Annotated in this window: 9 protein-coding genes; 5 read left to right on the top strand and 4 right to left on the bottom strand. The window is 71.3% G+C overall.

Features of this window, described 5'->3' with window-relative positions:
* Positions 1-77 precede the first annotated feature (77 nt).
* Both E3O19_RS16700 and E3O19_RS16695 read right to left on the bottom strand, forming a co-directional pair.
* Positions 78-590, bottom strand: a complete 513-nt coding sequence (locus E3O19_RS16700; RefSeq protein ID WP_134569413.1) for an SRPBCC domain-containing protein — start codon at positions 588-590, stop codon at positions 78-80.
* Between the two features lie 114 nt (positions 591-704).
* Positions 705-2,309: a phytoene desaturase family protein gene (locus E3O19_RS16695; RefSeq protein WP_134569412.1), complete on the bottom strand. Its 1,605-nt coding sequence runs from the start codon at positions 2,307-2,309 to the stop codon at positions 705-707.
* Between E3O19_RS16695 and E3O19_RS17895 the strand changes: the two genes are divergently transcribed.
* Positions 2,308-2,586 (top strand): hypothetical protein, encoded by a 279-nt coding sequence (locus tag E3O19_RS17895; protein WP_166804605.1) that lies wholly within the window; start codon positions 2,308-2,310, stop codon positions 2,584-2,586. The genes E3O19_RS16695 and E3O19_RS17895 overlap by 2 nt on opposite strands.
* Positions 2,587-2,852: 266 nt before the next feature.
* Here the strand turns inward: E3O19_RS17895 and E3O19_RS16685 are convergent, their stop codons facing one another.
* Positions 2,853-3,782 (bottom strand): LysR family transcriptional regulator, encoded by a 930-nt coding sequence (locus E3O19_RS16685; RefSeq protein WP_134569411.1) that lies wholly within the window; start codon positions 3,780-3,782, stop codon positions 2,853-2,855.
* A 155-nt stretch (positions 3,783-3,937) separates the two neighbouring features.
* Here E3O19_RS16685 and E3O19_RS16680 point away from each other — a divergent pair, with 155 nt between their 5' ends.
* From E3O19_RS16680 to E3O19_RS16665, 4 genes are all read left to right on the top strand, one after another.
* Entirely contained in the window at positions 3,938-7,546 is a 3,609-nt protein-coding gene (locus E3O19_RS16680) for a proline dehydrogenase family protein (RefSeq protein ID WP_134569410.1), read from the top strand.
* Positions 7,547-7,723: 177 nt separating this feature from the next.
* Positions 7,724-8,746, top strand: a complete 1,023-nt coding sequence (locus tag E3O19_RS16675; protein WP_134569409.1) for a 3-oxoacyl-ACP synthase III — start codon at positions 7,724-7,726, stop codon at positions 8,744-8,746.
* Positions 8,743-11,508: an alpha/beta fold hydrolase gene (locus tag E3O19_RS16670; protein ID WP_134569408.1), complete on the top strand. Its 2,766-nt coding sequence runs from the start codon at positions 8,743-8,745 to the stop codon at positions 11,506-11,508. The genes E3O19_RS16675 and E3O19_RS16670 overlap by 4 nt, the downstream gene beginning before the upstream one ends.
* Positions 11,509-11,564: 56 nt before the next feature.
* Positions 11,565-12,557, top strand: coding sequence for an NAD-dependent epimerase/dehydratase family protein (locus E3O19_RS16665; protein WP_420898636.1), 993 nt, complete (start codon positions 11,565-11,567; stop codon positions 12,555-12,557).
* 11 nt (positions 12,558-12,568) lie between these two features.
* On the opposite strand, the gene E3O19_RS16660 is transcribed toward E3O19_RS16665, so the two are convergent.
* Positions 12,569-12,931 (bottom strand): GntR family transcriptional regulator, encoded by a 363-nt coding sequence (locus tag E3O19_RS16660; protein ID WP_134569418.1) that lies wholly within the window; start codon positions 12,929-12,931, stop codon positions 12,569-12,571.
* Positions 12,932-12,944 lie beyond the last annotated feature (13 nt).

Here is a 12,944-nt window from a genome sequence, read left to right as displayed (position 1 = left end):
GGCAGCGCCCCGCCGGGCAGCGCCCCGCCGGTCAGCGCCCCGCCGGGCAGCGCCCCGCCGGGCAGCGCTGCCCCCGGTCAGTGGATGGGTTCGGCGGCCCGCTTCGGGACGACGAGCTCCCGGTAGTACTCAGCGTGCGGGTGGTAATGCGCGCGGTCAGGCAGCGACTTTCCGAGCCGGGCGGCGACCAGGCGGTCGAAGTAGTAGTCCCAGTACGGGCCGACGGTCTCGGCGTCCGCAGCGCTGTGCAGCCGCTGGCCAAACGTGAGGGTTGTCATGCCCGCGCCCTCGACGAGGTGCAGGATCACGTGCCGGGCTGCGTCGCCCTCGCCGATGTTGACGGTGAACCGCTTCGGCGGAACACACTTGAGGATGCTGACGTACTCCCACTCGGCATCCGGCTCGTCGAGACGGAAACGCACAGCGCCCGTCTCGGGGGAGCCCGTGTAGGTGCCGATCCAGCCGGCGAGACCGCCGGGTCGGCTCATGCTCGCCCACACATCATCGATCGGCGCGGTGAAGAGCCGATCGAGCATGAGATAGAGCCCGTCCTCGCGCTGGGCGAGGCGTCCGGTTGGCTTGGCTGACATGGGAACCTCCACGGTGAGTGAGGCACTGGCCTCACTACAAAACTATGCCCTTCTCCGGCCCGGGGCCAGCGGCCACGCGAAGCTCCGGCCACGGTGACGCTGCCCGCGGGTGGGTCACGAGTCTTCGAGCACGGCCATGGCCGCGTTGTGCCCGCCGATTCCGCTCACCCCGCCGCCGCGCCGTGCCCCAGCACCGCAGATCAGGATCCGGGGATGCGCGGTGGCCACGCCCCAGCGCGCCGCGGGGGTGTCCCTCGGCTCGTCGTCTTCGAGGAACGGCCAATCCAGCGGGCCGTGGAAGATGTTGCCGCCCGGCAGGTTGAGGGCGTGCTCGAGGTCGAGTGTGGTTTTCGTCTCGATGCAGGGGTTACCGTCGGCATCCGTCAGCAGCAAGTCCTCGATCGGTTCGGCGAGTACCGAATTGAGCGAGGCCAGCACGGCCGCCAGGAGTCTGGCCCGAGTGGCGTCGTTGTTCTCGTCGTTCAGCCAGCGGTTGGGTGCGTGCAGCCCGAACACGGTGAGGGTTTGCGCGCCTGCCTCGACAAGCTCGGGCGAGAGGATGCTCGGGTCGGTCAGGGAGTGGCAGTAGATCTCGCAGGGCAGCAGGTCGGGGATCACCCCGCGGACGGCCTGGTCCCAGGCACCCTCCAGCTGGCTGAACGTCTCGTTGATATGGAAGGTACCGCCGAACGCGGCCTCCGGTGACACCGACGGGTCTCTTAGCTTCGGCAGCCGGGTCAGCAGCAGGTTCACCTTGACCTGGGCGCCCTCCGGCTTGACCATGGCCGGAGTCGGCGAGGGAACTGACGCCCCGCCCGGCTCGCTGCCTGCGACCGCGGCCAGGAGACCCTGCAAGACCCACGGGGCGACATTGGCGAGCACACGCCGGCCCGCGACGACGCGTTCCACGTCCCCGCGGCGGTACCGCACCTCACCGTCGGGACTGACCGAGGTGACCAGGGCGCCGGTGACGATGCGGGCGCCGGCCTGGCGGGCCGCGGTCTCGAGGGCGCCGGTGACGGCTCCCATCCCGCCGATGGGCACGTCCCAGTCCCCGGTTTCGTTCCCGATGACGTGGTACAGGAAACAGCGGTTGGCGTCGAGGGATGGGTCGTCCATCGAGGTGAATGTGCCGATCAGGCCGTCGGTGGCGACGACGCCGCGCACCAGGTCGTTTCCGAAGCGTTCGGTGATGGCCGTGCCGAGCGGACGTTCAATGAACTGGTCCCAGACGGCGTCGTTCCCGACCAGCCGCCGGGCCTCCGAGCGGGTCGGCAGCGGCTCGCAGACCGTGGGGAAGATGGCCCTGGCGAGGGTTTCCGTGTCGCGGTAGAACGTGTTCCAGGGTTCGAAGTCGGCGCCGGCTCCGACCCGGTCGAAGCTCGTGCGGGTGGCGGCATCATCGCCGCGGTCGACCAGCAGACCGCCCGTGGTGTCGGCGGGGTTGGGCGTGTACGAGGAGTAGCGGCGCCGGGCGAGCTCGATCGACAGGCCCAGCTCGTCGATGATCCGCTGGGGCAGCAGGCTGACCAGATAGGAGTAACGGGAAAGCCTCGCGTCGACTCCAGGGAAGGCCTCGGCGGAGATCGCCGCGCCGCCGACGTGGTCGTCACGCTCGAGCAGGATCACGCTTTTTCCGGCGAGGGCGAGGTACGCGGCGGCGGTCAGGCCGTTGTGTCCGCCACCGACAATCACGACGTCGTGAGTGGGTTCAGTCATGCCTCGAGACTACTGGGCGTCGGCGCGGGTGCCCGTTGTCGTGCTGCACGGTCATGACCCGTCCGCTCACCGTGGCGGTCTCGCGCGGCTGAGCCAGGTATCGACGCCTTCGCGGGCCATCAAGGTCGACGCGAACGTGCCGGATTCGATTGTCTCGCCGGTCTGCTTCCACCTTCACGATCGACAGGCCAACCAGGTGCCCGACCTTCGCGGTCACGGCGGCATCGGTGACCTGGCGCGCGGTCGCGGCAAGGAACGCGGTCGCCTTCCGGGCTGACAGCGTCGGCCGGTTGGGGCAATCGGGCACCGTGTCCGCTCGTGCGAATGCCGTCACGAGGCCGGCCCCGGTGACAACGTCTAACCCCGTCGACCGCGAAACGCGCCCCGCACTGTGGCCCTGGTTCTCCAGCAGGCTGGAGACCCGATGACCCGATGACCCGATGACCCGATGACCCGATGACCCGTCGCACCCGTCGCACCCGGCGCACCCGGCGCACCCGGCGCACCCGTCGCCCCGAGGGCAATCACTCGCCCGCGGGGAGCCTACGAAGTCGGCCCGGAACGCGGGGTCGGCGCGGCCACCAGCTCGACGGCCCTGGCCAGCGCATCGCGCACGGCGAGCACGCCGGGGCGGCTGGCACTCGAGCGCCGGGTCGAGGAGAACACGGTGCGGTTCGGCCGGCCGGGCAGGTCGACCAGGTGCACGGTGGGCTCGTGGCCGGCCCAGATCAGGTCGGGCAGCATGCCGACCGCGTTCCCGGATTCGATCAACCGGATGTGCGCGATCAGGTCCGCGGTCTCGAACCGCACGTCGGGCTCGAAACCGGCCGAACGACAGAGCTGCCTGGCCCAGTGTCGTGACGCCGTGCCCTGCGGCTCCATCACCCAGGGCAGGCCCGCCGCCTCCTCGAGCGACGAGGGCGCGGTGCGGCCGGCGCGCGGCGGCGGCACCGCGAGTCGAAGCGCATCCGTCGACAGGTTCACCCGGTCGAGGTCCGGCCAGTGCGCGCGGGTGTACCCCGGGTATTGCTCGGCGAGCACGAGGTCGAAGTCGCGGGCGGAGACCTCGAACAATCCGCGCTCCGGCTCGCGCTCGGTGACCTCCACCCGGAGGCCGGGGAACTCCTCGGCCAGCAGGGTCAGCGCCTGCGGGATCAGGGCGTGCGCGGCGGACTGGAACAGGGCCACCCGCACTGTCCCCGACACGGTTGTCAGCGACGCCGTCATCTCGGCCTCGGCCAGCTCCAGGCGCTCAAGGAGGTGGGTCGTGTGCTCGACCAGCACCTCGGCCTGCGGGGTGAGTCGCACCCGGCGGCCCACCTTCTGCAGGAGCGGAACCCCTGCCTCCTTCTCGAGCAGGGCGAGCTGCTGGGAGACGGCGGAGGGACTGTAGGCAAGGGCCTCGGCCACCCCGGCGAGGGTGCCCCGGATCTTCAGTTCTCGCAGCAGCCGCAGTCGGCGAACATCCAGCATGGGCTCTCCCCTCGATTCGACCTCAATAGATCAGTAATTCTAATGAATATCAATCAAGAAGAATCGCTTTTGCTAAACGAATGGGGGCGGCACACTGAAGGAAGAATCCTCTGGTATGAGGCGTGCCGCAAAAACGAAAGACTACCCTCGTGACCATGACCAACCCTTCTCCCCACGTGCAACAGGACCTGAGCGCCGAGGTCGTCGCGCTCGTCAAGAAGTGGCTCGCCGACAGCGCCACCATCCCCGCCGACATCTCGGCCGAACGCCTCGCCGGCGTGCTCAAGGACCCGAACGGGCTCGACTTCACCGTCGGCTTCGTCGACGGTGTGATGCGACCGGAGGACCTGATGGTTGCCGGCTACAACCTGCAGACCGTGGCGAAGAAGGCTCCGGGATTCCTGCCGTCGTACATGCGCGGGGCGATCGGCCTCGGCGGCGTGCTGGGGCCTGTGCTGCCCTGGGTGGTCATCCCCGCGGCCCGCAAGGTGCTGCGCCAGATGGTCGGACACCTCGTTGTCGACGCCACGCCGGACAAGCTCGGCCCGGCGATCGCGCACCTGCGGGAGTCCGGCAACCGCCTCAACATCAATCTGCTCGGCGAGGCCGTGCTCGGCGAGAAGGAGGCCCTCCGCCGACTCGACGGCACCAGGGCGCTGCTGCTGCGCGACGACGTGGACTACGTCTCGATCAAGGTGTCGTCGATCGCCAGCCAGCTCTCGATGTGGTCCTTCGACGAGGCCGTGAACCGGGTCGTCGAACGCCTCACCCCGCTCTACGAGCTGGCTTCGGCCTCCGCGACCCCCAAGTTCATCAACCTGGACATGGAGGAATACCGCGACCTCGATCTCACGATCGCGGTCTTCGAGCGCATCCTCGACCTGCAGCAGCTGCTCCACCTCGAGGCCGGCATCGTGCTGCAGGCCTACCTGCCCGACGCTCTTGCCGCGCTGCAGGGCCTGACCCACTGGTCCCAGGGCCGCCGCGCCGCCGGCGGAGCCCCGATCAAGGTGCGCGTGGTCAAGGGTGCCAACCTCGCCATGGAGCACGTCGACGCCGCCGTGCACGACTGGCCGCTCGCGACCTACGGCACCAAGCAGGACAGCGACACGAACTACAAGCGGGTGCTCAGCTGGGCGCTCACCCCCCAGAACACGGATGCCGTCAAGATCGGCGTCGCCGGCCACAACCTCTTCGATGTGGCCTGGGCCCACCTCCTCTCCAAGCAGCGCGGCGTCGACGACCGGGTCGAGTTCGAGATGTTGCTCGGCATGGCCACCAGCCAGGCCGATGCCGTGCGGAAGGACGTCGGACGGCTCCTGCTCTACACTCCGGTCGTGAACCCTGCCGAATTCGATGTGGCCATCAGCTACCTGATCCGCCGCCTCGAGGAGAACGCGAGCCAGGACAACTTCATGTCTGCCGTGTTCGAGCTGACCCAGACGCCTGCCCTGTTCGAGCGGGAGAAGCAGCGGTTCCTGGCCTCGCTCTCCGCGCTCGACAGCGTCGTGCCGGAACCCAACCGCAACCAGGATCGCTCCGCGGTGACCCAGCTCGAGGCCGAGGACCGGGCCTCGCAGGAAACCGAGGACGCCGAGGCCGATGCCGGCCTCACCGCCGCCGTGCTCGGCCTTACCCGCGGATCGGTCACCGCCGACCTGAACCCGGACGTCGCTCCCGGCGACGTAGCATCCCCGGTCGCCCGGCGCGGATTCCACAACGAGCCGGACAGCGATCCGTCGATGCCCGCGAATCGTGCCTGGGGCCGCCGGATCCTCGCCCGCGTCGAGGCCTCACGGCTCGGCGTGGACACCATCGCCGAGTCCGCAGTGACCGATGCCGACCAGCTCGACCGGTTGATCGCATCCGTCGCGGCCAGCGGCGAGGCCTGGGGCCAGCTGCCCGGGGCCGAACGGGCGGCTGTGCTGCATCGCGCCGGCCTCGCGCTCGCCGCGAACCGTGACCGCCTGATCGAGGTGATGGCCGCCGAGACCGGCAAGACCATCGCCGAGTCCGACCCGGAGGTCAGCGAGGCGATCGACTTCGCCCACTACTACGCCGAGCGGGCCAAGGGCCTCGACACCGTGCAGGGCGCGATCTTCGTGCCGTCAAGACTCACCGTGGTCACCCCGCCGTGGAACTTCCCGGTCGCGATCTCGGCCGGCGGCGTGCTCGCCGCCCTCGCCGCGGGTTCCGGCGTGATCGTCAAACCCGCCAAGCTCGCCCAGCGCACCGGCGCCGTCATGGTCGAGGCGCTGTGGGAGGCCGGGGTCCCCCGCGACCTGCTCGCGCTCGTCGACCTGGCCGACCGCGCCCTCGGCACCCAGCTCATCTCGCACCCGGCCGTCGACCGGGTCATCCTGACCGGCGCCTACGAGACCGCGCAGCTCTTTCGCAGTTTTCGGGAGGACCTGCCGCTGCTCGCCGAGACGAGCGGTAAGAATGCCATCATCGTCACCCCGTCAGCCGACCTCGACCTCGCGGCGATCGACGTGATCAAGAGCGCCTTCGGCCACGCCGGCCAGAAGTGCTCCGCCGCGAGCCTGGTCATCCTGGTCGGCTCCGTCGCGCGGTCGGAGCGTTTCCTGCGCCAGCTGGTGGATGCCGCGACCTCCCTGCGGGTGGGGTTTCCGGCCGACCCGAACACCCAGATGGGCCCGATCATCGAACCGGCCGCGGGCAAGCTGCTGCACGCCCTCACCACGCTCGGCGCGGAGGAGAGCTGGCTGGTCGAGCCCGAACGGCTCGACGAGGACGGCAGGCTCTGGTCTCCCGGCATCCGCACCGGCGTCGCGCCCGGGTCCTACTTCCACCTCACCGAGTTCTTCGGCCCGGTGCTCGGCGTGATGCACGCCCGCAACCTCGCCGAGGCCATCCGGTTCCAGAACGCGGTCGACTACGGTCTCACCTCCGGCCTGCACTCGCTCGACCCGGCCGAACTGGCCGAATGGCTCGACACGATCGAAGCCGGCAACCTCTACGTGAACCGGGGAATCACCGGCGCAATCGTGCAACGCCAGCCCTTCGGCGGCTGGAAGCGCTCGGCCGTCGGTCCGGGCACCAAGGCAGGCGGACCGAACTACCTGTTCGGGCTCGGCAGCTGGGTGACCAGCCCCGGCCGGAACAGCTCGACCCTGCACCTGCGCGGGCTGGAGCCGCGCGTCACCGACGTGATCGAAGGCTCGCAGCCGGTGCTCGACTACGCCGATTTCGACGTGTTGCGCCGCTCGGCCCTTAGCGACGCGCTCGCCTGGCGCGAGGAGTTCGGCGCGGTCAAGGATGTGTCGAACCTCGGCTACGAGCGCAACCTGTTCCGCTACCTGCCGCTTCCGGTCACGGTGCGCCTGGCCGAGGACGGCACGCTCTCCAACCTGCTCCGGGTGATCGCCGCGGCGACCCTGTCGAAGTCGCGCTTCGTGGTGTCCAGTGCGATCCCGGTCCCGCCGATCGTTCGGGGCCACCTCGCCGAACGGGAGATCCCGGTCACTGTCGAGAGCGACGCCGAGTGGCTCGAACGCGCCGCGGCCGGCGGCATCACCACCAGCCGGGTGCGCCTGATCGGGGGAACCCCGCTCGCCGGGGCGGCGTCTGCCGCATCCGCCCTCGCCCACGCCCTCGGCGGCAGTCCAGACATCGCGGTCTACTCGCACCCGGTCACCCAGGCCGGCCGGGTGGAGCTGCTGCCGTTCCTGCGGGAGCAGGCGATCTCGATCACGGCACACCGCTTCGGCAACCCGAGCACCCTGTCCGACGGCATCATCTAGACCCTCTGTGCCCGGCCCGCGAGGGAGCGGTCGCTTACGCGCGTAAAATAGAGCGTTCGCGGCCGTCCCTCCGGGGCCGGCGTATACAGCGGGCGCACGGACAACGATCAGGTTTCTGGTAGAGGATGACCGGGGCCCCGGCTTGCCGCGGCCGCAAACTCGACAGGGGAACCACAGTTGGACGGAAACGCAACGACGACGCACAACAACGTCGCCCTGCTGTCGGTCACAAGCATGCTCGCGCCGCGCATCACGACGTCCGCGGAAATCGACCGTCGGCTGCAGCCCGCCCTGAAGCGTCTCCGGCTCCCGACCGGACTGCTCCAACGTGTCGCCGGGGTACAGGAGCGGCGCAACTGGGATGAGGGGACCACCTTCGACGATGCCGCCGTCACCGCGGGCACGCGCGCCCTGCTTGAGGCGGGCATCGAGCCAGGCCAGGTCGGCCTGCTGATCAACACCTCGGTCACCCGCAAGCACCTCGAGCCCTCCGTCGCCGTGCGAATCCACCACGGTCTCGGCCTGCCTTCCTCGGCCACCAACTTCGACATCGCGAACGCCTGCCTCGGCTTCGTGAACGGGATGACCCTCGCCGCACAGCTGATCGACTCCGGCCAGGTCGACTACGCGGTGGTGATCGACGGCGAGGACGCCGACGAGATCCAGACCAACACGATCGAGCGGCTGGGCCGGCCCTCCATTTCCCGCAAGGATTTCATGAGCGAGTTCGCGAGCCTCACCCTGGGTTCCGGTGCCGCCGCGGCCGTACTCGGGCGGGCCGACAGACATCCGGAGGGTCACCGCATGCTCGGCGGCGTGACTCGCGCAGCAACCCAGTTCAACGGGCTCTGCGTCGGCAGCGTCGACGGGATGTTCACGGATGCGAAGGCGCTGCTCAAGGGCGGAATGGAACTCGTCGTCTCGGCCTGGACCGAGGCGAAACGCGACTGGAACTGGTCGAGCATGGATCGTTACATCCTGCACCAGGTATCGGATGTGCACACGGATGCGATCGTGAAGGCCACCGGCCTCGACCGCGCGCGGGTGCCGCTCACCTACCCTTTGTTCGGCAACGTCGGCCCGGCCTCGATCCCGATCACCCTCGCGGAGGAGGCCAGAACGCTCCAGCCGGGCAACCGCGTTCTGCTGATGGGTGTGGGGAGCGGCCTGAACACCGCCATGATGGAACTCGCCTGGTGACCCGCCCCGGCAGAACCCACCGCCTTCCCGCGGCCGCCGCCACCCCGGCGCCGGCGACGCTGCCGCCCGTCGGGCTGCCGGGGCTCGACCCCGCATTCTCCCGCCTGGTCGAGGTCGCTGAGAGCGGTGCCGCGGCTCCGGCCACCCGCACCTGGCACCTGCTCGACAACGCCGCGAGGCTCGCCGAACTCGGCGTCACGCCGGTCGGTACCGTTCTCTGCGTGCACGGTAATCCGACCTGGTCGTACCTCTGGCGCGAGTTCGTGACGAAGGCGACGGATGCCGCGGCCGCCGGCCGACCTGCCTGGCGGGTGATCGCCATCGACCAGCTTGAGATGGGCTTCTCCGAACGCCGTGGCACCGTGCGCCCGCTCGCCCGCCGCGTCACCGACCTGGGCGACCTCACCGACACCCTCGGCCTGGCCGGCCCGGTGGTCACCTTCGGCCACGACTGGGGCGGCGTCGTCTCCCTCGGCTGGGCCGTCGACCACCCGGAGCTACTCGGCGCGGTCATGCTGCTGAACACCGCCGTTCACCAGCCGGAGGACTCACCGATCCCGGCGCCGCTCCGGCTCGCGCTCGCGGGGCCGGTGCTCGCCGCCGCGACCGTGACGACGCCCGCGTTTCTCGAGACGACGCTCGCACTGGCGCATCCGCGGCTCTCCGCCGCCGTCAAACGGGCCTACCGGGCGCCCTACCGCGCCGCCGCCCGCCGAGGCGGGATCGGCGCGTTCGTCGCCGACATCCCCGTGGACTTCGCCCACGAGAGCGCCGCCGAGCTGGACCGGATCGCCGGCTCGCTGCGTGACCTGCTCGTGCCCGCCCTGATGCTCTGGGGTCCCCGCGACCCGATCTTCAGCGACCGCTACCTCGACGACCTCGTCGGCCGGCTGCCTCACGCCGACGTGCACCGGTTCGAGGCTGCCGGGCACCTGGTCGCGGAAGACGTTGACTACGCCGCGGCGGCGCTGACCTGGCTGGGGGAGTGTGCCCCGGTGGTCGAGCCTGCCGCGACCGAGGCCGAGGCCGCGAGCGAGACCTGGCCGGCCCCGGTGGTCGAGCCTGCCGCGACCGAGGCCGAGGCCGACTGGGTGGCTGGCCCGCACCATCCGCTCTGGCACTACCTCGACGAGCTGCGGGACAGCGACGAGACCGCCCTGGTCGACATGTCGCCGCCCGGCGGCCGCGCACCACGCGTGGTCAGCTGGCGGATGCTCGCCCGCCAGGTGCGCCGGCTCGCCGCCGGCCTCGACCTGATCGGCGTGCGCAGGGGTGACCGGGTCTCCCTGCTCGTGCCGCCCGGCGCCGACCTCACCGCGGTGCTCTACGCCTGCCTGCGGATCGGCGCGGTCGTCGTCGTCGCGGATGCCGGGCTCGGCCTCCGCGGCCTCACCCGCGCCGTGCGCGGCGCGCATCCGGACCATGTGATCGGGGCCACCCCCGGGCTCGTCGCCGCCCGGGCCCTCGGTTGGCCGGGCCAGAAGATCTCGGTTGCCCGCCTGCCCAAGCCGGTGCACCGCGCGTTGGACGTGTCCTTCACCCTCGCCGAGCTCCTCTCCCTCGGCATGGCCGAGGGGCTGCCCGCCTCACCCGCCCCCGGCGACAGGGCGGCCGTGCTATTCACCTCCGGCTCGACCGGTCCGGCCAAGGGCGTCGTCTACACCCACGCCCAACTGGCCGCCGTCGCCCATGCGCTGCACGCCCAGTACGGCGTGGGCCTCGGCACCGGCCTGGTTGCCGGGTTCGCGCCGTTCGCCCTGCTCGGCCCGGCCCTCGGCGCCCGCTCGGTGACCCCGGACATGGATGTCACCTCACCGAAGACCCTCACCGCGACCGCCGTCGCCGCGGCCGTCGCCGCGATCGACGCCACCGTCGTCTTCCTCTCTCCGGCCGCCTTGGCCAACGTCGTCGCCACCGAGGCCGCACTCACCCCGGCAGACCACCGGGCCCTCGCCGGTGTGCGCAGCTTCCTCTCAGCGGGCGCCCCGGTGGCCGAACCGCTGCTCGCCGGCGCCGCGCGGCTGATGCCGCGGGCCAGCGCGCACACGCCATACGGAATGACCGAGGGCCTGTTGATGACCGACATCACCCTCGAGGGCATCCGCGACGCCGCCCCAACCTCGCTCGCCGACCTGGCCGGCCCGGGCGGGGTCTGCGTCGGTTGCCCGGCGGCGACCACCCGCATCCGGATCAGCGCCCTCGACGCCGACGGCGCCGCAACCGGGGAACTCTCGGATGCCCCTGGAGTCACCGGCGAGATCGTCGTCTCCGCGCCACACACCCTCGACCACTACTCCCGGCTCTGGCTCACCGACCGGGCCGCCCGGCGCGGCGCGGTCGCCGGGGAACGCTGGCACCGCAGCGGCGACGTCGGCCACTTCGACTCGGCCGGCCGGCTCTGGATCGAGGGCCGCCTGCCCCACGTCATCGCGACCGCGACCGGGGTGCTCACCCCGGTCGGCCCCGAGCAGCGAATCGAGGGTGTGGCCGAGATCGCCCGTGCGGCCGTCGTCGGCGTGGGCCCGGCAGGAACCCAACAGCCGATCGCCGTCGTCGAGACGCTCCCGTCCGGTCGCCGGGTCGCCCTGGCCACGCCCGGACTCGCGGCCGCCGTTCGAGAGGCCGCAGGGTTGCAACTCGCTGCGGTGCTCGTCGTGCCGCGGCTGCCCACCGATATCCGTCACAATTCCAAGATCGACCGCAGCCGGCTCTCCCGGTGGGCGGAAACCGTGCTCTCCGGCGGGCGGATGAGCCGCCCGTGACTGCCCCCGCCGGAGCCGGGCCGACACGGGTGGGTCCCGCCGCCCGCACGGCGACGCTGCACCCGCACGGCGAGCCCCCGCTGCTCACGGTGCTCGTCACCGGCGCGAGTGGGTTCCTCGGCCGCGCCGTCGCCGCCCGGATCGTGGCGGCCGGGCATGAGGTGTACACCTTCCAGCGCCGTGCGTCCGGGGTTCCGGGGGTGATCGACCGGCTCGGCTCGGTCGAGGACCCTGCGGCGGTCGCCCGCGCGATCGACGGCATCGACGCCGTCGTGCACCTCGCCGCCAAAGTGTCCCTCGCGGGAGAGGCGGCCGACTTCGAGGCCGTGAACGTGGGCGGCACCCGCACCCTGCTGGCCGCGGCTGCGGATGCCGGCGCCTGCCGTTTCGTCTACGTGTCGTCGCCCTCGGTGGCGCACGCCGGGGCATCCATCGTCGGCCAGGATGCACTCCCGGCCGACCCCGACCGGGCTCGCGGCGACTACGCCCGCACGAAGGCGCGGGCCGAGCTGATCGCCCTCGCCGCCGACTCGCCGCGGCTGCGCGTGGTCGCGGTGCGCCCCCACCTGGTCTGGGGCCCGGGCGACACCCAGCTCGTGGCGCGCATCGTCGACCGGGCCCGCTCGGGCCGGCTGCCGCTGCTCGGCCACGGCGCGGCCCTGATCGACTCGACCTACGTGGACAACGCCGCCTCGGCCATCGCCGCGGCGCTGGAGCATGCCGACGGCGTGCACGGGCGCGCCTACGTGGTCACCAACGGGGAGCCGCGGCCGGTGGCCGAGCTGCTCGCCGGCATATGCGCGGCCGCGGGGGTGCCTGCCCCGGCCTGGCGGGTACCCGCGGCGCTCGCCCGCGGCGCGGGATCGCTGATCGAGGCGGCCTGGCAGGTGCGCCCCGGCGCCGACGAGCCGCCGATGACCCGGTTCCTGGCCGAGCAGCTCTCGACTGCGCACTGGTTCGACCAGCGCCGCACCCGCGCCGACCTCGACTGGGTGCCCGAGGTGACCCTCGACGAGGGCTTCCGGCGGCTCGCGGCGTCGTACCGGTAGCGGCCGTTTCGTTACGGGCGGATGCCCAGGGCCACCGCTACGATTCCGAGCGCCTCGGCCTCGCCCAACCCGAGCGCCCGCACCCGCTCTGTATAGGCGATCGCGGCCAGTTGCGCCTGCTTGTGCGTGGCATCCCCGGTCGCGGCGATGAAGGAGCCGAGCCTGCCCCGCGTCTCGATCACCTTGTCGTGCTCGAGTTCGCGGTAGGCGCGGGCGACCGTGTTCGCGGCCAGGCCGAGGTCCTCGGCCAGGCGACGCACGGTCGGCAGCTTATCGCCGGGGGCGAACGTTCCGCTGCTCACGCCCTCGATCACCTGCATGCGCAACTGCTCGAACGGCGGCGTCGGCGAATGCGGGTCAAGCATCAGGATCATGGGCACGGGGACT

The organism is Cryobacterium algoritolerans, from assembly GCF_004402785.1.
GTDB classification, from domain to species: Bacteria; Actinomycetota; Actinomycetes; order Actinomycetales; family Microbacteriaceae; genus Cryobacterium; species Cryobacterium algoritolerans.
Note: the sequence above shows the minus strand (reverse complement) of the source record. Positions and strands in the feature narration are given on the sequence as shown.

What these genes read in the sequence shown, in the direction of transcription:
- E3O19_RS16700 (WP_134569413.1), bottom strand. Translation starts at nt 590, where the DNA reads ATGTCAGCCAAGCCAACCGGACGCCTCGCCCAGCGCGAGGACGGGCTC.
- E3O19_RS17895 (WP_166804605.1), top strand. Translation starts at nt 2,308, where the DNA reads ATGCCTCGAGACTACTGGGCGTCGGCGCGGGTGCCCGTTGTCGTGCTG.
- E3O19_RS16695 (WP_134569412.1), bottom strand. Translation starts at nt 2,309, where the DNA reads ATGACTGAACCCACTCACGACGTCGTGATTGTCGGTGGCGGACACAAC.
- E3O19_RS16685 (WP_134569411.1), bottom strand. Translation starts at nt 3,782, where the DNA reads ATGCTGGATGTTCGCCGACTGCGGCTGCTGCGAGAACTGAAGATCCGG.
- E3O19_RS16680 (WP_134569410.1), top strand. Translation starts at nt 3,938, where the DNA reads ATGACCAACCCTTCTCCCCACGTGCAACAGGACCTGAGCGCCGAGGTC.
- E3O19_RS16660 (WP_134569418.1), bottom strand. Translation starts at nt 12,931, where the DNA reads ATGATCCTGATGCTTGACCCGCATTCGCCGACGCCGCCGTTCGAGCAG.